Annotated in this window: 29 protein-coding genes; 10 read left to right on the top strand and 19 right to left on the bottom strand. The window is 63.9% G+C overall.

Annotated features, from left to right (window positions below):
- Window positions 1-53: 53 nt before the first annotated feature.
- The 4 genes from IAG25_RS21295 to IAG25_RS21280 all read right to left on the bottom strand — a co-directional run bounded on the left by IAG25_RS21295 (window position 54) and on the right by IAG25_RS21280 (window position 2,736).
- On the bottom strand, window positions 54-419 hold the full coding sequence (locus IAG25_RS21295) for a response regulator (protein WP_187606597.1): 366 nt from the start codon (window positions 417-419) through the stop codon (window positions 54-56).
- 7 nt (window positions 420-426) lie between these two features.
- Window positions 427-867 carry a hypothetical protein gene (locus tag IAG25_RS21290; RefSeq protein WP_187606596.1) on the bottom strand — a complete coding sequence of 147 codons (441 nt, stop codon included), beginning with the start codon at window positions 865-867 and terminating at the stop codon, window positions 427-429.
- Window positions 868-1,020: 153 nt separating this feature from the next.
- Entirely contained in the window at window positions 1,021-1,650 is a 630-nt protein-coding gene (locus tag IAG25_RS21285) for a LysE family translocator (protein ID WP_187606595.1), read from the bottom strand.
- A gap of 96 nt (window positions 1,651-1,746) precedes the next feature.
- On the bottom strand, window positions 1,747-2,736 hold the full coding sequence (locus IAG25_RS21280) for an NAD(P)-dependent oxidoreductase (RefSeq protein WP_255503837.1): 990 nt from the start codon (window positions 2,734-2,736) through the stop codon (window positions 1,747-1,749).
- Here IAG25_RS21280 and IAG25_RS21275 point away from each other — a divergent pair.
- On the top strand, window positions 2,735-3,490 hold the full coding sequence (locus tag IAG25_RS21275) for a Mut7-C RNAse domain-containing protein (protein WP_187606593.1): 756 nt from the start codon (window positions 2,735-2,737) through the stop codon (window positions 3,488-3,490). The two genes, IAG25_RS21280 and IAG25_RS21275, sit on opposite strands and share 2 nt — an antisense overlap.
- 62 nt (window positions 3,491-3,552) lie before the next feature.
- On the top strand, window positions 3,553-3,819 hold the full coding sequence (locus IAG25_RS21270) for a hypothetical protein (RefSeq protein ID WP_187606592.1): 267 nt from the start codon (window positions 3,553-3,555) through the stop codon (window positions 3,817-3,819).
- 4 nt (window positions 3,820-3,823) lie between these two features.
- Here the strand turns inward: IAG25_RS21270 and IAG25_RS21265 are convergent, their stop codons facing one another.
- The 5 genes from IAG25_RS21265 to IAG25_RS21245 all read right to left on the bottom strand — a co-directional run bounded on the left by IAG25_RS21265 (window position 3,824) and on the right by IAG25_RS21245 (window position 8,349).
- Entirely contained in the window at window positions 3,824-4,135 is a 312-nt protein-coding gene (locus IAG25_RS21265; protein WP_035509420.1) for a cupin domain-containing protein, read from the bottom strand.
- Window positions 4,136-4,145: 10 nt separating this feature from the next.
- Entirely contained in the window at window positions 4,146-5,435 is a 1,290-nt protein-coding gene (locus IAG25_RS21260; protein WP_187606591.1) for an MFS transporter, read from the bottom strand.
- A 198-nt stretch (window positions 5,436-5,633) separates the two neighbouring features.
- Entirely contained in the window at window positions 5,634-5,951 is a 318-nt protein-coding gene (locus IAG25_RS21255) for a high-potential iron-sulfur protein (protein WP_035509424.1), read from the bottom strand.
- Window positions 5,952-6,085: 134 nt separating this feature from the next.
- Window positions 6,086-7,186: an NAD(P)/FAD-dependent oxidoreductase gene (locus tag IAG25_RS21250; protein ID WP_187606590.1), complete on the bottom strand. Its 1,101-nt coding sequence runs from the start codon at window positions 7,184-7,186 to the stop codon at window positions 6,086-6,088.
- A 185-nt stretch (window positions 7,187-7,371) separates the two neighbouring features.
- A complete protein-coding gene (locus tag IAG25_RS21245) occupies window positions 7,372-8,349 on the bottom strand; it encodes an AAA family ATPase (RefSeq protein WP_187606589.1) in 978 nt (325 codons plus the stop codon).
- A 326-nt stretch (window positions 8,350-8,675) separates the two neighbouring features.
- On the opposite strand from IAG25_RS21245, the gene IAG25_RS21240 reads away from it, so the two are divergent.
- Both IAG25_RS21240 and IAG25_RS21235 read left to right on the top strand, forming a co-directional pair.
- Window positions 8,676-9,197, top strand: a complete 522-nt coding sequence (locus IAG25_RS21240; RefSeq protein ID WP_187606588.1) for a hypothetical protein — start codon at window positions 8,676-8,678, stop codon at window positions 9,195-9,197.
- 50 nt (window positions 9,198-9,247) lie between these two features.
- Complete coding sequence (locus IAG25_RS21235; RefSeq protein WP_035509431.1) at window positions 9,248-10,054, top strand: endonuclease/exonuclease/phosphatase family protein; 807 nt, start codon at window positions 9,248-9,250, stop codon at window positions 10,052-10,054.
- Window positions 10,055-10,062: 8 nt separating this feature from the next.
- Here the strand turns inward: IAG25_RS21235 and IAG25_RS21230 are convergent, their stop codons facing one another.
- Window positions 10,063-10,464: a response regulator gene (locus tag IAG25_RS21230; protein ID WP_035509433.1), complete on the bottom strand. Its 402-nt coding sequence runs from the start codon at window positions 10,462-10,464 to the stop codon at window positions 10,063-10,065.
- A gap of 182 nt (window positions 10,465-10,646) precedes the next feature.
- Between IAG25_RS21230 and IAG25_RS21225 the strand changes: the two genes are divergently transcribed.
- Entirely contained in the window at window positions 10,647-11,243 is a 597-nt protein-coding gene (locus tag IAG25_RS21225) for an alpha-ketoglutarate-dependent dioxygenase AlkB family protein (protein WP_187606587.1), read from the top strand.
- 6 nt (window positions 11,244-11,249) lie between these two features.
- On the opposite strand, the gene IAG25_RS21220 is transcribed toward IAG25_RS21225, so the two are convergent.
- The gene (locus tag IAG25_RS21220; RefSeq protein WP_187606586.1) at window positions 11,250-11,648 is read right to left on the bottom strand and encodes a RidA family protein; all 399 of its coding nucleotides are present in this window, start codon (window positions 11,646-11,648) and stop codon (window positions 11,250-11,252) included.
- Window positions 11,649-11,757: 109 nt separating this feature from the next.
- Between IAG25_RS21220 and IAG25_RS21215 the strand changes: the two genes are divergently transcribed.
- On the top strand, window positions 11,758-12,252 hold the full coding sequence (locus tag IAG25_RS21215) for an MgtC/SapB family protein (RefSeq protein ID WP_187606585.1): 495 nt from the start codon (window positions 11,758-11,760) through the stop codon (window positions 12,250-12,252).
- On the opposite strand, the gene IAG25_RS21210 is transcribed toward IAG25_RS21215, so the two are convergent.
- The 3 genes from IAG25_RS21210 to arsC form a co-directional block, all read right to left on the bottom strand.
- A complete protein-coding gene (locus IAG25_RS21210; protein WP_187606584.1) occupies window positions 12,249-13,421 on the bottom strand; it encodes a GGDEF domain-containing protein in 1,173 nt (390 codons plus the stop codon). The genes IAG25_RS21215 and IAG25_RS21210 overlap by 4 nt on opposite strands.
- A gap of 221 nt (window positions 13,422-13,642) precedes the next feature.
- Window positions 13,643-13,924 carry a hypothetical protein gene (locus IAG25_RS21205; protein WP_187606583.1) on the bottom strand — a complete coding sequence of 94 codons (282 nt, stop codon included), beginning with the start codon at window positions 13,922-13,924 and terminating at the stop codon, window positions 13,643-13,645.
- Window positions 13,925-14,049: 125 nt separating this feature from the next.
- Entirely contained in the window at window positions 14,050-14,472 is a 423-nt protein-coding gene (gene arsC, locus IAG25_RS21200) for an arsenate reductase (glutaredoxin) (RefSeq protein ID WP_187606582.1), read from the bottom strand.
- Between the two features lie 463 nt (window positions 14,473-14,935).
- Between arsC and IAG25_RS21195 the strand changes: the two genes are divergently transcribed.
- From IAG25_RS21195 to IAG25_RS21185, 3 genes are all read left to right on the top strand, one after another.
- Complete coding sequence (locus tag IAG25_RS21195) at window positions 14,936-15,241, top strand: hypothetical protein (protein ID WP_187606581.1); 306 nt, start codon at window positions 14,936-14,938, stop codon at window positions 15,239-15,241.
- Between the two features lie 104 nt (window positions 15,242-15,345).
- Window positions 15,346-15,612: a cupin domain-containing protein gene (locus tag IAG25_RS21190; protein ID WP_187606580.1), complete on the top strand. Its 267-nt coding sequence runs from the start codon at window positions 15,346-15,348 to the stop codon at window positions 15,610-15,612.
- A gap of 8 nt (window positions 15,613-15,620) precedes the next feature.
- Window positions 15,621-16,436: a DUF72 domain-containing protein gene (locus IAG25_RS21185; RefSeq protein ID WP_187606579.1), complete on the top strand. Its 816-nt coding sequence runs from the start codon at window positions 15,621-15,623 to the stop codon at window positions 16,434-16,436.
- A gap of 7 nt (window positions 16,437-16,443) precedes the next feature.
- Here IAG25_RS21185 and gudD read toward each other — a convergent pair whose 3' ends face one another.
- From gudD to garL, 4 genes are all read right to left on the bottom strand, one after another.
- Complete coding sequence (gudD, locus tag IAG25_RS21180) at window positions 16,444-17,784, bottom strand: glucarate dehydratase (RefSeq protein ID WP_035509459.1); 1,341 nt, start codon at window positions 17,782-17,784, stop codon at window positions 16,444-16,446.
- A gap of 31 nt (window positions 17,785-17,815) precedes the next feature.
- Window positions 17,816-19,063, bottom strand: coding sequence for an MFS transporter (locus IAG25_RS21175; RefSeq protein ID WP_255503843.1), 1,248 nt, complete (start codon window positions 19,061-19,063; stop codon window positions 17,816-17,818).
- 466 nt (window positions 19,064-19,529) lie between these two features.
- Window positions 19,530-20,438 (bottom strand): 2-hydroxy-3-oxopropionate reductase, encoded by a 909-nt coding sequence (locus IAG25_RS21170; RefSeq protein WP_309243951.1) that lies wholly within the window; start codon window positions 20,436-20,438, stop codon window positions 19,530-19,532.
- A 45-nt stretch (window positions 20,439-20,483) separates the two neighbouring features.
- Window positions 20,484-21,269, bottom strand: coding sequence for a 2-dehydro-3-deoxyglucarate aldolase (gene garL / locus IAG25_RS21165; protein WP_187606576.1), 786 nt, complete (start codon window positions 21,267-21,269; stop codon window positions 20,484-20,486).
- Between the two features lie 380 nt (window positions 21,270-21,649).
- Between garL and IAG25_RS21160 the strand changes: the two genes are divergently transcribed.
- On the top strand, window positions 21,650-22,351 hold the full coding sequence (locus IAG25_RS21160) for a FadR/GntR family transcriptional regulator (RefSeq protein WP_187606575.1): 702 nt from the start codon (window positions 21,650-21,652) through the stop codon (window positions 22,349-22,351).
- A 373-nt stretch (window positions 22,352-22,724) separates the two neighbouring features.
- On the opposite strand, the gene glmS is transcribed toward IAG25_RS21160, so the two are convergent.
- Window positions 22,725-24,542: a glutamine--fructose-6-phosphate transaminase (isomerizing) gene (gene glmS / locus IAG25_RS21155; protein WP_187606574.1), complete on the bottom strand. Its 1,818-nt coding sequence runs from the start codon at window positions 24,540-24,542 to the stop codon at window positions 22,725-22,727.
- Window positions 24,543-24,596: the final 54 nt, after the last annotated feature.

Genomic DNA, 24,596 nt, shown 5'->3' with positions numbered 1-24,596 from the left:
TGCGTCGCAACATCGCGTGTTGCAGCGGGCCGACACAAGCGTGATCGGTGCAATCAGGGCTGCATCATCGACAGAATGAATTGCAGTTGGTCGGCGGATATCGGTTTGACGAGGTGGACATCGAAACCGGCGTCGAGCGTCATTTCCCGATGCTGCGGCTGTCCCCAGCCCGTCAGCGCGACCAGCATTCTCGCGTGGCCGTTCGGCAATGCACGCAACGCGCGCGCCGCCGCCAGACCATCGACGAGCGGCATGCCGAGATCGAGAATCACGACTTCCGGATCGAACTGCGCGGCGACATCGACGGCTTGCGCGCCGTTCGCCGCGAGCGCCACTTCGTGGCCCATGCCGGTCAGCAGATTCGCGAGGCCGGAAAGCGCATCGTCGTCGTCATCGGCTATGAGGATGCGCTTGCTCACGATGGCCTCACCGGGAACCGTAGATTTCGAGTTTCAATTTGTTCGAGCCCGCCTGCGCCGCCGCGATCTCGGTGCGCGCGCCGCGTGCGCCCAGATAGAAATGCTGGCGCGCGGGCGAATTCTGGTCGTGCGTCGCGTCGGGCAGACACGATGCAATGTCCGCCGCGACACCCTGCAGCGCGTCAGCGCTGGCGCCGCCGTACGGCGTCCACGTGCATCGATAGTTCGTCTGCGATGCGGCGCACTTTGCGTCGTCGCCGTAAGGCAGCGCGACGGCCCGGCCATCGATCGCGGAAAGCGAGGAAAAATTCGGCGCGGCGGCCACGATGCGCTTGAGCGCATCGCAGGGGCTCGGGGTGTCGTCGGCATGCGCGGAGGTCGTCGCCAGTACGCCGAAACAGAGCGCGAGAAGCGCGGCGCAAGCGGGGCGTCGGACAAACAGATGCATGAGGCGCCTCCTTTTTAGCTGTTTTTCTGGGTTCGCCACGAACCGGGACGAGCGCGACTATGCGCGCGCCCGCCGCGTATGTATGTTCGAAAGCGAATGAAGCACTGCAAGCGAAAGCAAGCCGTGCACCCGTTCATACAGACGTTTGAATCGTCAATGGCGCACGAGCGCCATCATCGCCCCGAAGCCGACGAACACGCCGCCCGTCAAACGGTTGAACGCCCGCGCGACGTTCGCGCTTTTCAGCTTGTCGCCGATGTGCGCGCCGAGACCTGCGTACACGGCGTACCAGCTCACTTCGATCACCGCGAACGTCGAGACGAGCACGGCGAATTGCGGCAAGACCGGCCGGCTCGCGTCGATGAACTGCGGCAGCAGCGCCGCCGCGAAGAGGATCGCCTTCGGATTGCTGCTCGCGACGAGAAAGCCGTTGCGAAAGAGCGTGAAGCGTCGGGAAGAATGCGCGGCGCCGCTGTCATCGCGAACATCGACGGCGCTCGCTTTCGCGCGCCAGCTCTTCACGCCGAGCCAGACGAGATAAGCCGCGCCGATCAGACGCAGCGTATCGAAAAGACGCGGCCACGCTTCGAGAAACACGCCCAGGCCCGCCGCCGATACCGACAACATGATGACAAGCGCCGTGAGACAGCCTGCCATGGTGGCCGTCGAACGCTTGAGGCCATGACGCGCGCCGTGCGTCATGACGAGCAGCATGTTGGGACCGGGAATCGCGGAAACGACAAAGACAGTGGCGACGAACAGCCACCAGAGATGCAGGCTCATTGCGGCGTGGCGGAGAAAAGAACGGGACTCGCATTATGCCGTCTGCCCGCGCCGATCCGGGCACAATGCCGCCTTCGCCACACCGCGGAAATGGAATCAGCCTCCGGCGCGACGGGCCGCGACCTGACCGAGCACGGCGAAGTCCTTCTCGCCGTCGCCGTGCGCGAGTGCATCGACGAGGTTGTCGCGTACGACGCTCGCCACGGGCAGCGGCACGTTCACGGCATCGCCGGCGGCGATCGCGAGACGCACGTCCTTCAGCCCGAGCCGCGCCTTGAAGAGCGCGGGCTCGTAACGGCGCTCCGCGATCATCTTCCCGTAGCCCTGATACACCGGACCCGGAAACAGCGAATTCGTGATGACGTCGAGCAGCGTCTGCGCTTCGATGCCGTGGCCGGTCACGAGCGCCGCGGCCTCACCGAAGCTTTCGATCGCCGATGCGAGCATGAAATTCGCCGCGAGCTTGAGCACGTTCGCGTGCTGCGGTTCGCTGCCGACGCGCCAGGTTTTCTGGCCGATCGCATCGAGCACGGGCTGCACGCGGTCGATCGCATCGCTCGCGCCCGCGGCGAGAATGTTGAGCTTGCCCGCCGCCGCGACGTCCGGCCGCCCGAGCACCGGCGCGGCAACATACGCAACGCCGTGCTGCGCGTGAAGTTCGGTCAGCTCGACGGCCAGCGCCGCCGAAATCGTCGCCATGTTGACGTGCACGAGGCCCTTCGGTGCGTGCTTGAGCAAACCGCCATCGACGAGCACCGAGCGCAGCGCGTGGTCGTCGGCGAGCATGGAGAACGCGGCGTCGCCGGCGAACGCCTGCTCGGGCGTATCGACTACCGTCGCGCCCTGGTCCGCGAGCGCGCGTGTCTTGTCGCGCGAGCGGTTCCAGACGCGCACCGTGTGCCCCGCCTTGAGCGCGTTGCTCGCCATCGCGCCGCCCATTTCGCCCAGTCCAATGAATCCGATGTCCATGCTCGCGTGCTCCTTTGCCTTGTTCGCCGCCGCGCACGGGAAGGCGCGCGGCCCGAGCGCCAGTAGAGCATATCGAGGCGAAGCGCGCAGAGGCGCGCAATGCGATACTGGCTGCATGGTCAAGGCGCGCTTTCACTTCCATGGCGAACTGAACGATTTCCTTGCTCGACCCTTGCGCGGGCACGCGTTCGCTTGCGCGTGCGCGAAGTCTTCGTCGACCAAGCACATGATCGAAGCGCTCGGCGTGCCGCACACGGAAGTCGATCTGATCGTAAGTAACGGTCGCCCGGTCGGGTTCGACGCGCAGATCGAGGCGGACGACGTCATCGAGGTCTATCCCGCGCATCACGCACCCGCGGACACGGCAAACGGCGCGCCGCTGCTTCGGCCACCGCTGCATGCGGCAGACCTGCGCTTCATCGCCGATGCACACCTGGGCGGGCTCGCGCAACTGCTGCGGCTGGCGGGCTTCGACACCCGCTACGACAACAACTTCCCCGACGATGAAATCGAGCAGCTCGCGCACGACGAATCGCGCATCGTGCTCACGCGCGATCGTGAACTGCTCAAGCGCCGCACCGTGTTGCGCGGCTGCTATGTGCGCGCGCTGCAAGCCGACGAACAGTTCCGTGAAGTCTCGGAGCGCCTCGATCTCGTGCAGCACGTGCGGGCGTTCCGGCTCTGCCTGATGTGCAATGCGCCATTGCGTCCGGCCATGCCCGGCGAAATCGATGGCCGCGTGCCCGACGGCGTGCGCGAGCGGCATACACGCTTCGCCACCTGCGACGTATGTCGTCGCGTGTTCTGGGAAGGCTCGCACTGGCGGCGCATGCGCGCGCGAATCGACGCGCTGGCGGAAACGGGCCGCTAGCGCGGTCGTCGCGTTCCGTACAATACGGCCCCTGACCTCAATCCTCGCCCCTGGAGCACCGCGTGAACAAATTTCAACTGGAACAGACCAAGGCATTCAAACTGGCCAACGATCTGAAGCAAGGCGGCCGCGCACGCGCGGGCGCAGACGCGCAAAAAACCGATCGCCGCGAACAGCGCAAGCTCGATCAGGCGAAGGGCCTCGTGCCGTTCGCATGCAAGCTCGATGAAAAGCTCGCGAAGCAACTCAAGGAGCGCGCCGAAGCGCATGAAGGCGGGATGACGGAAGTGCTGGCGGAGTTGCTGGTGAAGGCGGGTCTGGAACGCTAAGGCCTCACACGCTGCCTTCCTTTTCGATCACCAGAATGCGCGCTTCGCCGACAGGTTCGGCGAAATGCTCATCGCCGGCTTGCGCGTGAAAGATATCGCCCGCGCGCAGCGTCAGAACGCGCTCGCCTTCGCCGCCGCGCACGTGCATCCGCACTTCGCCCTGCATCACGGCGAACACTTCCTCGCCGTCGTTCACGTGCCATTTGTACGGCTTGTCCGTCCAGTGCAGACGGCATGACGTGCCGTTCATCACGCAGATATCGAGCGCGCCCCATGCGCGGTCGGCCGTGAATTTGCCACTTTCGATGACTTTCATTTGTTGTCGCCTAGCGGGTGAAATCGCGTGCTTCATCGACGTCCGCGTGGCGCGTCGCCGGAATGCACGCTACCGCGATCAACGAGAGCACGATCCCGCCCATCACGTAAAAGGTGGGCGCGAGTTGCGATCCCGTGACGCGAATGAGCCACGTCACGATGAGCTGCCCGAAGCCGCCGAAGATCATGACCGCGATGTTGTACGCGAGTGAGAGCCCCGTCGAGCGCACGTGCGCCGGGAACAGCTCGGCGATGAGCGCGCCGAACGGCCCATAGTAGCCCGAGAGCGCGATCGACAGCACGGCCTGCACGATGACGAGCCGCATCACGCTCGGCTCCGCCGCGAGCCACGCGAAGAGCGGATAGATCACGACGAGCGTGATCGCGAGCGACCACAGCGAAAGCCCTTTGCGTCCGATGCGATCCGACCACGCGCCCGCGACCGGCGAAAGCACCGTCAAGAGCAGATTGCCGACGATCAACGCCGTGAACGACTGCCCGAACGGCAGCTTCAGTTGCTTGACGGCGAAGGTCGGCAGATAGGCGATCAGCACATACACGGTCACCGTCAGCGCGATCACCGAGCCGAGCCCGCACAACACTTCGCGGCCATGCGTGCTGAACACTTCGCCGAGCGTGGCGCGGCGCGCGGTCTTCTTCGCGTGCAGGAACGCTTCGGTATCGGCCATGTTCCGGCGGATATACAAACCGATCGGCCCGATCACGAGACCGAAGATGAACGGCACGCGCCATCCCCAGGCATCGAGCGCTTCGGGCGAAAGACCGCGCGAGATCGCCGCACCGACGATCGCGCCGAGCAGCAGCGAAGCGGCCTGGCTCGCCATCTGGAAACTGCCGTAGAAGCCGCGCTTCGAGATCGGCGCCGCTTCGATCAGCAGCGCGGTCGAACTGCCGAACTCGCCGCCCGCGGAGAATCCCTGCAACAGCCGCGCGAACACGATGACGATCGGCGCGCCGATGCCGATCGCCGAATACGGCGGCGCTATCGCGAGCAGCAGGATGCCCAGCGTCATGAGTCCGATCACGAGCGTCAGCGCCGCTTTGCGCCCCGCGCGATCGGCATAGAGACCGAGAACGATGCCGCCGACCGGCCGCATCACGAACGCGACGCCGAAGGTCGCGGTGGTCAGAAGAATCGACGCGTATTCGCTGTCGCTCGGAAAGAACAAGCGGGCGATGACGACCGTCATGAAACCGAACACGGTGAAGTCGTACCACTCCAGCGCGTTGCCGATGACCGCCGCCGTCACGGCGCGCGCGTTCAGTCGTCTTCCTGGCATGCGATCCCCTGTGTGTGCATCGATCGGCGTTAGGCCTGTCCGCGCTCTGTTCGCGTCCATCTAAAGATGCGCACGCGCGGCTCTTTTTGCCTTGGCGAGTGTAAAGACGCTTTTTATCGCGATCAAGCGAATTGCGAACGAAGAAAAGCGCGCCGGGCCTTTCGGCCGGGCGCGCTTTTCGTGCGATGTCCTTTGCGCTTATGCCTTCTTCACATACGCGCTGCACCAGCCCTTCGATGCGACCTGCTTGTTGCTGAACATCGGGCACGGCGCGAAGGCGTCCGTCGGCTTGCCCTGATAGAACTGACAGTTGCCGCAGTCCTGCCCGGCGGCGTACTTCGCGAACTTGGCCTTGTCGACCTTGCTCGCGTCTTCCTTGTAGCCGAGTGCCTGCGCGGTGGGATCGCTCTCGGCGACTTTCGGCGCGTCGGCGGCGAAGGCTGCCCGGGAGCCGAGCGCGAACGTCGAGGCGACGCCCGCGCTGGTGATGAGAAACGCGCGACGTGATGTCTTCATGGTGACTCGCTCCATGTTGTATTGGGGGGAAAGCGCCGTTCTTGGGCGACGGCGAAATCCGAGCATAACAACCTGCGAGCGACGCGACGACGCCAAATGTTAGAGATAAGGGACGGCGGAAAGTCGCATGTAAGCTAGCGCGCCATGTCCGCCACGCGCTCGGCGATCGCGAGCGATGCGGTCAATCCCGGCGATTCGATGCCGAACAGGTTCACGAGCCCCGGCACGCCGTGCGCCGACTTGCCCTGAATCACGAAATCCGCCGCGGCCTGACCCGGACCTGAGAGCTTCGGCCGGATGCCCGCGTAGGCAGGCTGCAATGCGTCGTCGGGCAGACCGGGCCAATACGCGCGAATCGCGGCGTAGAAGGAATCGGCGCGGCGCGGATCGACATCGTAGTTGAGCGCCTGCACCCATTCGACGTCCGGGCCGAACTTCGCCTGCCCGCCGAGATCGATCGTGAGATGCACGCCGAGCCCTGCTTCGTTGGGCATCGGATAGATCAGCCGCTCGAACGGCGCGCGTCCGCTCACGCTGAAGTAATTGCCCTTGGCGAAGTAGAGCGGCGGCACGTGGCGGTCGTCGAGGCCGCGAATACTGCGCGCGATCGCGTTCGCATGCAGTCCCGCGCTGTTGATCAGATACGACGCCCGGAAACGCGCGGGCGACTCGCCGCCCGTCTCGACGATGAAGCAGCCCTCGCGCGCATCGATGGAAGCGACCGGCGTATGGAACACGATGTTCGCGCCGTGGTTCTCCGCCTGACCCTGCAGCGCGAGCATGTACTGATGACTGTCGACGATCCCCGTCAGCGGCGACCACACCGCCTCGACGCATTGCAGTTGCGGCTCCATCTCCGCCGCCTGCGCCCCGCTGATGCGCTCGAGTCCCTTGACGCGATTCTCGATGCCCTTCTGCTGCAGCGCCGCCAGTTGCGGCACCTGATTGCGCGCCGTGGCGACGAGCAGCTTGCCGCATTGCCGATGTGGCACGCCGTGCTCGCGGCAGAACTCGTAGAGCATGTCGCGCCCGCGCAGGCACAACTCGGCCTTCTGCGACCCGCGCGGATAGTAGATGCCCGCGTGAATCACCTCGCTGTTGCGCGAACTCGTACCGATGCCGATGCCCTCGCCCGATTCCAGCACGATGACTTCGCGTCCGCGCATTGCCAGGGCGCGAGCGATCGCCAGTCCGACGACGCCCGCTCCGATTACTACGCACTCGATCCGATCCATGTCTTTTTTCCGCCGCAGATACACCCAACTATTTTACGTTCGGGACTATTGCGGGATACACAACAAACGCACATCGATCCTACCGTTTTCCGGTGTAATTCAGAAAAAGGCAAGAATCTGGCCGCCAGATGTCAAAAATGACAGGTTTTGGCGGCCTTTTTGGCAAAATCGCGATCGAAGGTTTTTTAGAAACCGATCGCTTTCTTGCGCGAATTGCGGTCGAGCTGGATGTCGCGCGCCTCGATGTGATGCCTTTGGTCGATACGTGCGTTGCCGAACGCGTTGAGAATCGCGCGCCGGATGCCGCGCGGCGACGCTTGCGCGAGCGCATCGAGCGGCGCATCGCCGAGCGTTTCCGGGAAGCGCGCGCCCCACGCGTGGGCATTGCGGATTTCGGCGTAAATCGCCTGCGCGATGCGTCGCGCGCCGTCGCGATCCGGCGGCGGAATCTCGTAGACGTTCATGCGGTTCATGAGCGGCTCGGGAATCGCGCGCGCGTCGTTGGCCGTCGCGATCCACACGACATTGCCCGCGTTGATCGGCACTTCGGCGAATTCATCGATGAAAGTCTGCGCCGTGTCGTGTTCGAGCAGCGCATAGAGCGCGCCGAGCGGATCGTATTGCGCGTCGCCGGTGGCCTTGTCGATTTCATCGACGGTGATCACAGGGTTCGCATAGCTGCCGTTGACGAGCGCGTCGAAGACCTTGCCGGGCTTGGCGTTGCGCCACTGCGACGACGCGCCCGACAGAATCCAGCCCGCCGTGAGCGAGCTCATCGCCACGTAATGACTGGACGTGCCGAGCAGCCGCGCAAGCTGCTTCGCGAAATGCGTCTTGCCGATGCCCGGCTCGCCGAGCAGCAGCATCGGCATGAGTTCGAGGCGATCCTCGGTTTCGAGGCACAGCGCGATCTGCTTGCGGATATCGGCGAGCGGCTCCTCGAAATTCGGCAGATCGGCGGCGAGATCGTCGACGGACGGCATGCGGTTCGGCTTCACGCAAAAGCGCAGATTGCCCACCTTGAGCATCTTTTCGTAGGTAGCGCGCAAGGCGTCGCTCGCGCCTTCGGACAGATCGTTGAGCGCGGATTCCACATCGTCGAGACTGTAGACCTTGCTGAACGACGCCACCGCCAGTTCCTGTTTGACCACGGCTGTCGTCATGTCACACCCCGTCATTTTTTATGGTCGACGAGTCCAGTGTATCGACGCCAAAACCGCGTGCAAGCGAGCAGTCGCACACGTGTGCTGCTAATCCGGACGCCCGTTTTCCCCGATAAAGCCACGATCGGCGCGCGCTAGTATCATCGTCGGGATCGAGATGCGAGCGGGTTCGAAATCTGCTCTGCCCTCAAACGTGTATTTCAGCGGGCGGCTGAACCCGGCCCGCACCGCCGTGTCACAAGGAAGTCGCCGAGGATCGCCGATCCGGCGGGCGCTATTCGAAGCGCGCCGCCATCCGAACAGTCCGCGCGCAGGAGTCGCTTTCAATGCATAAAACGATACGCACCGCCTTTTTGAATACCGCGCTCGTGACGCTCGCGTGTTTCGCCACGCTCGGCGCGTATGCGCAAACCACGGCCTCGCAGCCGGTGACGTGGGAATTGCAGGTCGTGCGCGACGGCCAGCAGATCGACTCGTTCTCCGGCACGACGAACGTCGGCCAGGCGCGCACGGATACGCATCACAACAAGGTGCAGAACCGCGTCGGCTGTGCGGATCAGCCCGCGGGCGATATCGACCTGCAACGCACGATCACCGTTTCGCCGACACACGCCAGCGCCGACGACGTCACGCTCGCCATCGACGCGCAGGAAACCTTGCAGGAGGACAGCACGCGTGTGACGTCCTCCGGTTGCAAGCTGCCGCCGGTGCCGCGTCAGGTTAGCGGGTCGCATCCGGGCCTCGTGCTCAAGCCGGGCGAATGGGGGCAATGGCAGATAATCGACAGCAACCCGTCGCTCGCCTATCGGGTGCGCGCGAGCCTGGGTTCATCGACGGCGGCGCAATGACAACCGCGGCGACATAGCCTTCAAAGGCCGCCGCTTAAGACAAAGAACGCATGCGAAACCCAGAACATCTTCCGCCAGGTCCGTCCGCTCGTTCGGCCACGCCGGATTTCACGGCGGTGAGCTGGAATCTGCACAAGGGACGATCGCCCCTCGGCCTGCGCGCGTGGACAGCGATGCAGCGGTGGGTTCAGACCACCAACGCGGACGTCTATTTTCTTCAGGAAGCGATGGCGCGGCGCATGCCGCAGCCGATGCTCGCAAGCGGCTTCGGCAAGCCACTCAACGCACCCCTCGACGATGTCTGGCATTGCCAGGCAACCGAGATCGCCACCGCGCTCGAATTGCAGATCGCGCTCGGCCCGAACGTGTTCAAGCCATCGTGGCGGCACGGCAACGCGATTCTTTCGCCGCATCCGCTCGATCTTTCCGGGCGCTGGGACATCTCGGCGCACCGCTTCGAAAAGCGCGGGTTGCTGGTCGCACGCGCGACGTTCGCCGGGCAGTCGATCACGCTGCTGTGCGCGCATCTCGCGCTGACGCGTCAGGCGCGGCTGCGTCAGATGAACTGGATCGCGCACTGGATCGCGAAGGAAGCGCCGGAAGGTCCGCTCGTGCTCGCGGGCGATTTCAACGACTGGCGCAACGACTCCGTGCCGCTCTTCGGTGAACTCGGCATGCACGAAGTCGCGACGATGCTCGGCGAATCGGGCCGCACGTTTCCGGCGTTTTCGCCCGCGCTCGCGCTCGACAAGATGTTCGTGCGCGGCCTGAAGCCAGTCGAATGGCTCATCCCGACGCAGGACACGGCGTGGCTCTCGGATCACCTGCCGTATATGGCGCGCCTGCGCGTGGAATAGAAAAGCGCTTACGCGCGCGGCCGGGCGAGCAGCGCTTCCAGATCGGTGACGTCGACAGGCTTCGTCAGATGATGATCGAAGCCCGCGTCGAGCGCGCTCTGACGGTCGGCTTCGCTGCCCCAGCCGGTCAACGCGAGCAGCAACACACTTCTGGTCGCATCGCGCTTTCTCATTTCGCGCGCTACGTCGAAGCCGCTCATGCCCGGCAAGCCGATATCGAGCACGACCACATCGGGTTTGAAATCGTCGATCGATGCGAGCGCGCGAGGGCCGTCATGCTCGGTGCGCACTTCGTGGCCGAGCGCTTCGAGCAGCATCGACATGGCAAGCGCCGCGTCGTCGCTGTCGTCGACGAGCAGAATGCGGCGGCCCGGCGCCGCGCCGCCGCTTGCTTCGGCGGTGATGTTCATGTGATTCCCCGTGAGTCGTCGCCGCGCGAAAACCGGTGTTCCGGCCCTCGCCCGACTTTTTTGAGATGGTTTCGGGAAATGTAGCACAGCGTGTTTGCGTGCTGGAAAATGAGCCAGCAATCACGGTGCGCACGGCTCTGCTATCGTGAATGCTTCATCCGCTGCCGTCCCGCAACACAGCCATGTTCGATCTCTTCGACGACATTCCCAAGCCCGACATCGTGTGGCATCCGGACTGGATCGATGCCGACGAAGGCTCCGATCTGATGGGCGCGCTGATCGCGGAAGTCGGCTGGCAGCAGGACACGATGACGACGCCCGGCGGCCGCGTGCCGCTGCCGCGCCTGACGGCGTGGCAAGGCGAGCCGGACGCGGTCTATGTCTATTCGGGCATCCGCAATGTGCCGCAGCCGTGGACGCCCGCTGTCGCGCTTCTGCGCGAGCGCGCCGAAACCGCGTGCGGTGCGCGCTTCAACAGCGTGCTGCTGAACCGCTATCGCGGCGGGCTCGACAGCATGGGCTGGCATGCCGACAAGGAACGCGAACTCGGCCCGGAACCGGTGATCGCATCGGTGAGTCTGGGCGCGACGCGCACTTTCGAATTCCGTCACGCGCGCACGCATGCCACGCACACGCTGGCGCTCACGCACGGCAGCCTGCTCGTGATGCGCGGACGCACGCAGCAGGAATGGGTGCATCGCGTGCCGAAGGAGCCGGGCGCACGCGGCGAACGCATCAATCTCACCTTCCGCTGGGTCGATGCGTCGAAGCGCAAGTGAAGCCGCCTACGGACGTTTGGCGACGAAATCGATCTCGACGAGCGCATCGCGCGCAAGCCCCGTCACGCCGATGCACGTGCGCGCCGGCAGCGGCTTCGGCAGAAAGTACGAGCGATACACCGCGTTCATCGCGTCGTAATCGCGCTTGAATTCGGTCAGGAAGATGCGCACGCTGACCACGTTGTCGAGCGTCAGTCCCACGCCGTTCAGCACGAGACTCAGGTTGTCCATCACGCGACGCGTCTGCGCCGCGACGCCTTCGGGCAGCGGCGCGGCATCGTCGTTCGGATCGGTCGGCATCTGGCCGGTGAGGAACACCCAGCCGTCCGCTTCGGCCGCATGCGAGAAAGGGCCGACGGGCGTCGGCGCGGCATCGACCATCGTGAATTTGGGCAGTTGGCTCACTTCGTCTCCTCGCTTTTGCTTTCGTATCGTCCACGTTAGCGCGCCAAAATTGCGCGCGTGTTTCCGCCCGTGCGAAGATGATGCGGCTTACGGTTACCTTCTCGCACCGATGCTTCCCTACCCTCTTCTCGTCGACGCCGTGTTGCGCATGCTGAGCGCGATGCTGATCGGCTGCATCATCGGCATCGACCGCGATCTGCACGGCAAGCCGACCGGCATGAAGACGCTCGGGCTCGTGTCGCTCGGTGCGTGCATCGCGACGATGTGCGCGCAAGGCTTCTCGATGACGCCCTCCGACGACACGGGCGTCTCCCGCGCCGTGCAGGGCATCGTGACCGGCGTCGGCTTTCTCGGCGCGGGCGTGATCCTGCAGAATCCGCGCGAGAACCGCGTGCGCGGGCTGACCACGGCGGCGTCGATCTGGGTGACGGCGGCCGTCGGCATCGTGTGCGGGCTGGGCGTGTGGAGCGTCGCGTTCATCGCGATGATCCTGATGATCGCGCTGATGACGATCGGGCGAGTCGTCGAGAAGCGTCTTCTGCGACGCTGGATGAGCAAGCCGGAAGACGAGCGCCAGAAATACGGCGATATCGAAGAGGTTTAAGCGAGCGCGCCCGCGACGGGCGCCTTCACGCGATTGCGGCCCGCGACCTTCGCGGCATAGAGCAGACTGTCGGCGCGCGCCATCAGCGACGCGAGCGGTTCGCGCCCGTCCCACGCCGCGATGCCCGCGCTGAAGGTGTAATGCAGCACGCCGCCGGGCACATCGCAGGGCGTCGCCTCGACCGTCTTGCGCAGACGCTCGACGAGCGCGGTGACATCCTCGATACGCTCCGCCGCGCAGAACAGGCAAAACTCCTCGCCGCCGATGCGCCCGAACGCGTCGTCGTCGCGAATGCGCGCTCGCACGATCGACGCGAAATGGCGCAGCACTTCGTCGCCCGCCGCGTGACCGTAGCGGTCGTTGACGCTCTTGAAATGATCGACATCGACAACGGCGACATACTCGCGGCCGCGTTTCTGTCCGCCGCGCGCGAGACGCTCGGCCGCCGTGGCCAGAAATGCTTTTCTCGACAGCGCGCCGGTGAGATCGTCGAAGCGCGCGAGCCGTTCGAGCCGCTGCGCGAGCCGGTCGTGCGCCATCATCACGAGGCCGATGCACAGCGACGGCAACACGAGAATGCCGAGCGCGAGAAATGTGATCTGCATCGGCCCGGGCTGCAGCAGCGCGGCCTGTGCGGGCGGATTCACGGCGTAGATCGCGCCGCGCACCGTGTGGCCGAACGCGCCGAGCGCGGCCGCGCCGACGACGAACAAATAGTTGTAGCGCGGCCGGTCTTTCGGGCGCGCCAGCAGCACGCGGCCGGCGATCGCGAGACAGCAGGCGGCATGAAACGCCGACACGATCACCACGCGCACGTGCACATCCGGCACGACATAGGTGAAATACGCGATGCCCACCATCACGCCGAGCCACATGATCCAGCCGGTCCAGCGCTGGGCGTGACCCATGCGCACATCGAAGAAATCGTTGCAGCCTTCGTAGATGAGCAGGATCGTCGCGGCGAGCAACTGGTTCGCCACGACAATGCCGAGCCACGCGGGCGCAACGTTCTGCGCGGCGAAGAGCATGAGCGAACCGATTGCGAGCACATTCGCGAGAAGCCAGCGCCGCACGCCCGCGATCGCATGCGAGAGCAGCGAAATCAGCACCAGTATCGAGAGAATGCTCGATAGCGCGGTGACGACGAGGATGCTGACGGGACTGAACATCGCTGAAAGTGGACGGGATATCGCTCGTGCTGAAGGAAGACGGCGTTTCGCGCAAAGGGATCGCGGCGAAAGCAGCACGAGTATCCGATATCGCCCACGTATTTACGGCACGAACGGGCGCAGCTTGAACGGTCCGGCGTGCGGCATGCGGTCGCGCATCGACGCAAAAACGCGGCGCAGCCTTCCGGCCCGCCGCGTTCGATTACGCGATTTCCCGCGTTTTACCACCCGTGACGGTCGCGCCAGCGCTCCTCGCGGCGCATCTCGTGATGCCAGCGGCGCTCGCGCCATTCGTGACGGCGCCATTCGCGCTCGCGCCAGTCATCGCGACGGTAGCCGTAACCATCGCCATATCCGTAATAGCCGACCGGCACCGCGGGCTGCGCGTACACCGGCACGCCGACGCCCACCGCGACATCGACATGCGCATTCGCCGATGCCGACATTGCAAGTGCCACGATCCCCGCCAGCCCGATGGCCGTTCCAAGAAGTTTCTTCTTCATGTCGCTTTCTCCTTGCACCGAGTGCTCTGTGAGTCAGTGCAGTCTAAAAAGCGATGCCGGATACAGGTGCAACGGGTTTGCCAGAAAGGTAACGTCAGGTAACGGTCAGCCAGAGCGAATGTGCTTTACCGCACGCGCTTGCCGGATGCATCGATGACGACTTCGCCGTCCTCTTTCGTGAACGGTCCTTTCTGCGCCTCGGGCAGGATGTCGAGCACGAGCTCCGACGGACGGCACAGACGCACGCCCTTCGGCGTTTCGACGAACGGCCGGTTGATGAGGATCGGATGCGCGAGCATCGCGTCGATCAGCTGATCGTCGGTGAGGCTCGGATCGTCGAGGCCGAGTTCGGCATACGGCGTGCCCTTCTCGCGCAACGCTTCGCGCACGGAAAGCCCCGCGCGGGCGATCAGCGCGACGAGCGATTCGCGGCTCGGCGGATGCGTCAGGTATTCGATCACCGCCGGCTCGATTCCCGCGTTGCGGATCAGTTCGAGCGTGTTGCGCGAGGTTCCACACTTCGGATTGTGGTAGATGGTGACGGTCATTGTCGCGATGTCCCTGCGTTCGTGAGTGAGCGTGATGCACGCCTCGCATTCTAGAACCGAAGCCGCGATGACGCGACCGACAGCCTCATGTCACGCGCGCGACCGTGTCGGGGATGCAAGATCAATTGTGCTGTTCATTCGGACATCCACGGCCTATAACGAAGTGTGCAGCGCGGCATGCGTCTTCTGCGGACCTGCGGGTCCCCTTTCGCCGGCAAGCGCACCGGCGCTCCGTCTGCATCGCATCGGCGAGATGCCGTGCGTGAATCGCACATCAAAAAGTTCGGGAACCGGCCACGGCACACGCAGCCACGCCGTGAACCGGCGCCGATGACCGTCCGGCCCGCGCGCCACGCATGGCACATGCAGCACACGTGGCACGTTCCGTGCGGTCCAACGTTCCGAATCAGCGAAAAGCGTTACGCGTTAGCACGCGAGCGCGCCTTCCGATCAAGGAGTCGACATGAAATCTCGTATCGCCATGGCGGTGCTCGCCGCCTCGTTACTCGCCACTGCCGGCCTCGCCTCTGCCCAGCAGACCTACTATCGCACCGCGCAGGTGCCCGGACAGGCCACCGCCGATACGTGGACCGATCCAGGCGCGCCTCAGCAAAGCGCGATGCAACAAGACCAGTCGACCGACATGTCGTACGGCGGCGCGCCGATGACGCGCGGCGCGGCGGGCGCGACGACGATGGGCACGATGGACAGCGCAGCCTCCAAACCCTGCACGCGCGGTCCGCAGTGCAACATCTTCTTCGGCAACTGAGCGCGCAACGAAGCCAGTCCAACTGCGTTAGCATGAGTGCATGACCCGGCGCGTCCGTTCGAAACGAGCGGGCGCGCATTCCCTTTTTCTACGGAACGGCCATCGTGCAACGCGACGAATTTCTCGCACTTCTTGCCAGCGAAGGCTTTCGCGAAGTCGTCACCGTGACGCGCGAGCCAGACGGTTCGATGGATGTCCACGCGCATCCGTTCGAAGCCAAGGCGCTGATTCTCGAAGGCGATCTCTCCATCCGCATCGGCGCCGACGCGAACACGTATCGCCCGGGCGATATCTTCCATCTCGCGACGAACATCGAGCACTCGGAGCAGTACGGCCCCGAGGGCGTCAGCTATCTCGTCGGCCGCAAATAAGCGCATTCATGGCTACATCGAAGAGCAAGACCGCACGTATCCGCGTGGGCATCGGCGGATGGACGTTCGAGCCGTGGCGCGGCACGTTTTATCCCGAAGGCCTCGCGCAAAAGCGCGAACTCGAACACGCGAGCCGCGCGCTCACGAGCATCGAAGTGAACGGCACGTTCTATGGGGCGCAGAAGCCCGCGACGTTCATCAAATGGCGCGACGAAACACCCGACGATTTCGTGTTCTCGCTCAAGGCGCCGCGCTACGCGACGAATCGCCGTGTGCTCGCCGAAGCAGGCGATACGATCGAGCGTTTTTTCGGCAGCGGCGTGCTCGAACTGAAGGACAAGCTCGGCCCGATCAACTGGCAATTCGCGACGACCAAGAAGTTCGATCCCGACGATTTCGAACGCTTTCTGGAACTGCTGCCCGCGAAAGTCGAAGGGCGCGCGATTCGTCACGCGGTCGAAGTCCGGCACGATAGTTTCTGCGATCCGGCGTTTATCGCGCTCGCGCGAAAGTATCGCGTCGCGGTGGTCATCGCGGGGGATTCGAAGTATCCGCAAATCGCGGATGTGACCGCGCCTTTCGTCTATGCGCGCATCATGGGCACGACGGAAAAGCAGGCGAAGGGCTATGCAAAAGCGGCGCTCGATCGATGGACCGAGCGCGCGAAAACGTGGGCCGCAGGCGGCTCGCCGGACGACTTGCAGACCTTCGGCAAGCCCGCGCCGAAAGCGGCGTCGCGCGATGTGTTTCTCTACGTCATCAGCGGCTTCAAGGAGCGCAATCCCTCCGCGGCGATCGCGCTCATCGAGCGGTTGAAGAAATAAGCGCGCCTCAGCGCACGAGGCAAGGCTTCTTGTTGTCGAACTTCCAGTTCGGGATCAGATACTGCATCGCGACGCCGTCATCGCGCGCGCCGAGGCCGTGCTGCTGATAGAGCGCGTGCGCCTTCTCGACTTCGTCCATATCCAGCTCGACGCCCAGGCCCGGCACTTCCGGCACCTTCACCTTGCCGCCGACGATCTGCAGCGGATCGCGCGTCAGACGCTGGCCGTCCTGCCAGATCCAGTGCGTATCGATCGCCGTGATCTTGCCCGGCGCTGCAGCGGCGACGTGCGTGAACATCGCGAGCGACACGTCGAAGTGATTGTTCGAGTGCGAGCCCCACGTGAGGCCCCAGTCGTTGCACATCTGCGCGACGCGCACCGAACCCTGCATCGTCCAGAAATGCGGATCGGCGAGCGGAATGTCGACCGATTGCAACTGGATCGCGTGGCCCATCTGACGCCAGTCCGTCGCGATCATGTTGGTCGCCGTCGGCAGGCCGGTCGCGCGGCGGAATTCCGCCATCACTTCGCGGCCCGAATAACCGTTTTCCGCTCCGCACGGATCTTCCGCGTAGGCCAGCACGTCGTGTTTGTCGCGGCACAGTCGGATCGCTTCGGCGAGCGACCATGCGCCGTTCGGATCGAGCGTCACGCGCGCTTCGGGGAAACGCTCGGCGAGCGCGGTGGCCGCTTCCATTTCCGCGTCGCCGGCGAGCACGCCGCCTTTCAGCTTGAAGTCGTTGAAACCGTAGCGCGCCTTCGCCGCTTCCGCGAGACGCACGACCGCTTCCGGCGTCAGCGCGACTTCGGTGCGCAGGCGCTCCCAGTCGTCGCGGCCATCCGCGCCGGACGCGTATTGCAGATCCGTCTTGTTGCGATCGCCGATGTAGAACAGATAGCCGAGCATTTCGACTTCATCGCGCTGCTGACCTTCGCCGAGCAGCGCCGCGACGGGCACGCCCAGATGCTGGCCGAGCAAATCGAGCAGCGCGGCTTCGAGCGCCGTGACCGCGTGAATGGTCGTGCGCAGATCGAAAGTTTGCAGGCCGCGGCCGCCCGCGTCGCGATCGGCGAACGCCTTGCGCACCTGGTTGAGCACGGCCTGCATGTTGCCGATCGACTGGCCGACCACGTAGGCGCGCGCATCGTCGATCGTCTTGCGGATGTTTTCGCCGCCCGGCACTTCACCGACGCCCGTGTTACCCGCGCTGTCCTTCAGGATCACGATGTTGCGCGTGAAGAACGGGCCGTGCGCGCCGGAGAGATTCATGAGCATGCTGTCGCGGCCGGCAACCGGCACGACGCGCAGTTCGGTGACTTTCGGAGTGGAATTGGCTTTCGTGGACATGAGCGTGATCCTGTGAGTTGAGCGAGTGATGTCAGTGCGCGCCGCGATGGATCGCGGGCCCGTCCTGCAAGTGGTCGGAGCGGCGATTGCGCGTGAGGAAGGCTGCGGCAGCCGCGATCAGCGACGCGAATCCGAGCGCGTACAAGCCGCCCGACACCGAACCCGTATGTTGTTGAAGATAGCCGAAAGTCGCGGGAGCGAAGAAGCCGCCGAGATTGCCCACCGAGTTGATGAGAGCGATCACGCCGGCCGCGACGCGCGCATCGAGGTAGCCCTGCGGAATCGGCCAGAACAGCGACGCCGCCGCCTTGAAGCCGATCGCCGAGAAGCAGATCGCGACGAACGAGAGCACCGCGTTGCCCGTCGTCGATGCGAACAGGCCGCACGCCGCGATCACGAGCGCCACGGCGAGCCACGCCTGCTGGAAGCGCCAGCGCGCGGAGAGCAGCGCGAAGCAGTACATCGCGACCATCGCGATCATCCAGGGCACCGCGTTGAACAGGCCGACCTGGAAATCGGTGAGGCCGCCCATCTTGCGGATGATCGTCGGCAGCCAGAAGGTCGCCGCGTAGATCGTGAGCTGGATCGCGAAGTACAGGAAGCAGAACAGCACGATCTGCGGGTCTTTCAGCAGTCTGATCGCGGAGACGTGCGCGCTGCCGCTCGCGGCTTCGCGCTCGGCTTGTTCCGTCGTGATCGCGTGTTGCAGTGCGCGTTGTTCGCCGGAGGTCAGCCAGTGCGCATCGCTGATGCGCGATTTCAGCAGCATCCAGCTTGCGCCGCACAGCAATACGGAAAAGCCGCCTTCGATCAGAAACATCCACTGCCAGCCGTGCAGGCCGAAACCGCTGATCGACAGCAGACTGCCGGTAATCGGACCCGACAGCACCGATGCGAACGCCGAGCCGCCGAGGAAAATGGCGACCGCCTTGCCGCGCTCCTTCTGCGGCAGCCATTGCGTGAAGTAGTAGACGACGCCCGGAAAGAATCCCGCTTCCGCGATGCCCAACAGAAAGCGCAGCACGTAGAACGACGTGTCGTTCCAGACGAAGGCCATAGCCGCCGCGACGATGCCCCACGTCCCCATGATCCGCGTGAGCCACGCGCGCGCGCCGTACTTCTGCATCATCACGTTCGACGGCACTTCGAAAAGCGCATAACCGACGAAGAACAAGCCGCTGCCGAGACCGTACGCCGCCGCGCCGATGCCGAGATCGGCCTGCATGTGCGAGTTCACGAAACCGACGTTCACCCGATCGATGTAGTTCGCGATGAACATGATGAGGAACAAGGGCAACACGTGGCGCTTGACCTTGGAGCTGGCCGATTCGAGCAGGTCGGCGGTTGGTGCGGCAAGTGGTGGATTCAAAAACGTCTCCCAGGCAAATCATGTGGTACGTCGTCTGATGACATTCTATGATGACGTTCCAATCCTGCCAATTGCGCGTTTACCCTTTTCTAATTTGGCCTTTAATGACGGGCTTTTGCGGTTGAACATTGTTATGAAGCCCGTCGTGCACAGATTCGAGTTAAGAGGTCTGATGACTAGTAGTACGCAACCGTGGAGCCAGAGTTCCGACTGCTATGAACGCAAGAAGGCGCACGCGGACATCGATCTCGCGTGGGCGTAAGAAGCGATACGGGAAAAGTTTTGACGACTTCGCGATCGGGCATTTCGCGCCAATCGGGAAGCGTTGAGACGATGCCGCCGGCGCAAACCGGCAGCACCAAAGTTGCGGAAGAGCTTACTTCGCTTTCTGGCCGATCTCGTGATTGGCCATGATTTCGAGCGCGCGCACCATGCCCGAGTGATCCCACGCCTTGCCGCCGTGCGCCGCGCACGCGTTGAAAAGCTGTATGCAGTTCGACGTGTTCGGCAGCGCGACGCCGAGCGCCTGAGCGGTCGCGAGCGCCAGATTCAAGTCCTTCTGATGCAGCTCGATGCGAAAGCCCGGATTGAAGGTGCGCTTCGTCATGCGCTCGCCGTGCACTTCGAGAATGCGCGACGACGCGAACCCGCCCATCAGCGCGGTGCGAACCTTTTCGGCATCGACGCCCGCTTTCGACGCGAGCAGCAATGCCTCGCCGACCGCCTCGATGGTCGCCGCGACGATCACCTGATTCGCGACCTTGCAGACCTGCCCCGCGCCGACTTCGCCGATCAGGGAGATGTTCTTGCCCATCATGTCGAAGAGCGGCTTGACCTTGTCGAAGGTCGCCTGCGAGCCGCCGACCATGATCGTGAGCGACGCGGCCTTCGCGCCGACTTCGCCGCCGGACACGGGCGCGTCGAGATAATCGGCGCCCTTCTCGCGCACTTTCGCGGCGAACTCGCGCGTGGCGATCGGCGAAATCGAGCTCATGTCGACGACGATCTGACCGCTCTTCAGCTTGCTCGCGACGCCGTTCTCGCCGAACAGCACGCGCTCGACGTCCGGCGTGTCCGGCACCATCACGAAGATCACATCCGCCTTCTCGGCGACGGCGGCGGGCGAATCGCATGCCGTGGCGCCCGCGCCGGTGAGATCGGCGCTCACGCCGCTACGCGTGAATGCCGCGAGCTGGACGCCGTTCTTGAGAAGATTGGCCGCCATGGGATTGCCCATGATGCCCAGTCCGATGAAGCCTGCCTTTTGCATGTATCGCTCCTTGATGTCGATTTTCGGTGTCGGTCCGGTCGAGGATAGCGCTTACCGCGCTCACGCCGGGATGAAGTGTTTCCTGACGGCCTGTGCCGCGTTCCTGAGCATGCCGAGGTCCGCGCACACGGCGACGAGCGTGCAGCCCATCGCGATATAGCGCTCGGCGTCCTCCTGCACGGGCGCGAGGATGCCGCTCGGCTTGCCCGCCGCGTGCGCGCGCTCGAACACGTGTGCGATGGCCGCCTGCACGTCCGGATGGTTTGCGTTGCCGAGGTGACCGTACGCCGCCGCGAGATCCGACGGGCCGACGAACAGCGCATCGACGCCGTCGACCGCGATGATCTCGTCGATTGCTTCGACAGCCGCGCGGCTTTCGATCTGCACCGCGACACTGATGTTGTCGTTCGCCACCTGGAAGTAGTTCGAAACCGTGCCGTAGCGATTGCCGCGATGCCCAACCGACACGCCGCGGATGCCCTGAGGAGGATAACGCGTCGCGGCGACGGCGCGCTCGGCCTGCGCGGCGTTGTCGACGAACGGGATCAGGAAATTCACGAAGCCCGCGTCGAGCAGCTTCTTGATCGCGATCGGATCGTTCGCCTGCGGGCGCACGACGGGCGCGCTCGGGCTGTCCTTCAGCGCCATCAATTGCGGAATGAGGGTGAGCGCGTCATTCGGCGCATGCTCCGCGTCGAGCAGCATCCAGTCGAAACCGACCACGCCGACGAGCTCGGTGACGATCGGGCTCGCAAGCGACATCCAGCAGCCGATCAGCTTCTCTCGTTCGCGCAGCGACGTTCGGAATGAGTTGGGCAGCGGTTGATACGGTGACGAAGACGGCATGATGCCTCCCTGTGAAGACGGCGATCTGATTGGAAAGCGGCACGTCCGAGAGCGTTATGTCATCAGACGTCTTAACACAGAGTACCGCTAATTTCAGGTTACACGACAGCGGCGTTAACCCTTATTTCCTTGTATTTCAGGCACTTTGTCGATGGCCCCCATCCTTCTACTTATACGATGTCTTATTTCTAGGATGAATCATCGTTTGCAGATGGCCGAATTGACGGGAACGTCCGCTGGCGGGAAGATGTGTTGTCGGACATCCGTAAGCGCCGTCGCGCCTTGCCAGCCCGAGCTTTTATCCTAGGCGAAGCGAAGACGTCCGACAACGAAGCAGCATCGACCTTCACAGAATCACACTCAGACAGCAGCGAATACCCATGGCCAGTCTCACCGAAAAAGTCGTCGCAAGTTTGTTCGAGGATATCGAACGCGGTGTCCTCCGTCCCGGCGACAAGATCCCGACCGAAGTCGCGCTGATGAAACAGTTATCGGTGAGCCGCTCGGTCGTGCGCGAAGCGGTATCGCGCCTGCAGGCGGCGAATGTGGTCGAAACGCGTCATGGCGTCGGCACGTTCATCCGGGCGCCCGAGGATCGCGAAGCGGTGCGTCTCCCGGACGCGGATCTGTCCAGCCTTCTCGACATCATGGCGATCATCGAATTTCGCATCGACCTGGAAGGTGCGGCCGCCGCGCTCGCCGCCGGACGTCGAACGGATGCGCATCTCAAGCTGATTGCCTCGGCGCTCAAACGTTTCGAGGAGCAACTGGCGAGCGGGAGCACGGATGTGCTGGAGCACGACGTCGAGTTTCACTTGCAGATCGCGCGTGCGAGCGGCAATCGCTATTTCTACGACGTGTTGAGCCAGATGGGGCGCGGCGTCAGTCCTCGTACGAGACTCGGTAAAGCGGAGATTGCGGAGCTGGATCAGATCGAGCGCTTGCGCAACGTGCTCAGCGAGCACAAGGCGATCTATCAGGCGATCCTGCGTCAGGATCCCGACGATGCGCGTGCCGCCATGCGCATGCATTTGAGCAACAGCCGGGAGCGGTTGAGGCAGGTGCATTCGGCGGCGGCTTGAGCGCTGCGGTTTTGAGCAATGCAGGCACGTTGCTTAAGTAAACAAAAGGGTTCGTATGTATACGTGGTAGTAGTTAACAAGGGCTTCGCGAATCGGTGGATAACTTCCGATGCGCGTTTTACATCAGATGTTTACCGGATCAATAAGTCCGGTATTGCGCATCCGGTTTCGGACTGAACTTTGGACAACTTTCGCGCCGCAGCGGTAGGCGACGAGTTGTTCAGAAATCGCCAACAGTTAACGCGGTGAGGTGCCAACAAGGTTGTCCACAGGCGCGCTTTCGTGTCGATGTTTTCGTGCGCCGTCGAATCAAATAAAAAGCGCCTCCGAAGAGGCGCTTTTCTCAGGCAGACATCAGACTAGCCGCAGCCCTTCACTCCACCGTAACCGACTTAGCCAAGTTCCGCGGCTTATCGACATCCGTCCCACGCGCACAAGCGGTGTGATACGCCAGCAACTGCAGCGGCACCACATGCAGAATCGGCGACAGCGCCCCATAGTGCTCCGGCATGCGGATCACATGGATACCGTCCTCGCTGACGATGCGCGTATCCGCATCCGCGAACACGTAAAGCTCGCCGCCACGCGCACGCACTTCCTGCATGTTCGACTTCAGCTTTTCGAGCAGCGTGTCGTTCGGTGCGACCGTCACCACCGGCATCGCTTCGGTGACGAGCGCGAGCGGTCCGTGCTTCAGTTCACCCGCCGGATACGCTTCCGCGTGGATGTACGAGATTTCCTTCAGCTTCAGTGCACCTTCGAGCGCGATCGGATAGTGCAGCCCGCGACCGAGGAACAGCGCATTCTCCTTGCGCGCGAACTCCTCCGACCATGCGATGATCTGCGGTTCCAGCGCGAGCACGCTGTTCAGCGCCGCCGGCAAGTGCCGCAGTTGCGTGAAATACGCCGCTTCCTGCTTCGCGTTCACATGGCCGCGCATCTTCGCGAGCGTCACCGCGAGCACGAACAATCCGACGAGCTGCGTCGTGAATGCCTTCGTCGATGCCACGCCGATTTCCGTACCCGCGTGCGTCAGGAACGCGAACTCGGTCTGGCGCACCATCGCGCTCGTCGCGACGTTGCACACGGCGAGCGTGTGCTTGTGGCCGAGCGACTGCGCGTGCTTGAGCGCGGCGAGCGTGTCGGCGGTTTCGCCCGATTGCGAGATCGTGACGACCAGCGCCTTCGGATTCGGCACCGACTCCCGATAGCGATACTCGCTCGCGATCTCGACCTGCGTCGGAATCTTGGCGATCGATTCGAGCCAGTACTTCGCCGTCAGACCCGAGTAATAGCTCGTGCCGCATGCGAGGATCAGCAGGCTGTCGACGCCCGCGAACGCATCGCGCGCGCCTTCGCCGAACATGCTCGGGCTGAACTCATCGGCTTGCGGGATCGTGTCGGTGATCGCGCGCGGCTGCTCGAAGATTTCCTTCTGCATAAAGTGGCGATACGGCCCGAGTTCCACCGCGCCGCCATACGCCGTCACCACGCGCACTTCGCGCTCGGCGGGCACGCCTTCACGATCGACGATCTTCACGCCGTCGAGCCCGATCTCCACGACATCGCCTTCTTCCAGGAACGCGAAGCGATCCGTGCTGCCGGCGAGCGCCAGCGCATCCGACGCGAGGAAGTTCTCGCCCTCGCCCACACCGACGACGAGCGGCGAACCCTGCCGCGCGCCCACGACCGTGTGCGGCTGATTCCGGTGCATCACGGCGATCGCATACGCGCCGTGCAGTTGCTTCACTGCCTCGCGCACGGTCTGGAACAGGTCGCCGCGATACATGCTGTGAATCAGATGCGCGATGACTTCCGTATCCGTCTGCGATACGAACTCGTAGCCCTTGCCCCTGAGCATCTCGCGCAGCGACTCGTAGTTCTCGATGATGCCGTTGTGCACGAGCGCGACGGTATCGCGCGAGAAGATCGGGTGCGCGTTGTCCGTGACCGGTGCGCCGTGCGTCGCCCAGCGCGTGTGGGCGATGCCGGTCATGCCGCCGAGATTCGTATCGCGCACTTGAGCGTCGAGATCGGACACGCGCGCGACGCTGCGCGCGCGGCGCGGCTCGCCGTTGCTCAGAACGGCCACGCCGCACGAGTCGTAGCCGCGATACTCGAGGCGGCGTAGACCTTCAACCAGCACCGAGACGATGTTACGTTGCGCTACCGCGCCGACAATTCCGCACATGGACGTTCATCCTTTGAAACTTGCATTCGAAAGCGCGGTGCTTAAGGCGCCGCG

It is taken from the genome of Caballeronia sp. EK (genome assembly GCF_014384845.1).
Lineage (GTDB): Bacteria > Pseudomonadota > Gammaproteobacteria > Burkholderiales > Burkholderiaceae > Caballeronia > Caballeronia jiangsuensis.
This window is presented reverse-complemented; position numbering and strand designations above follow the sequence as displayed.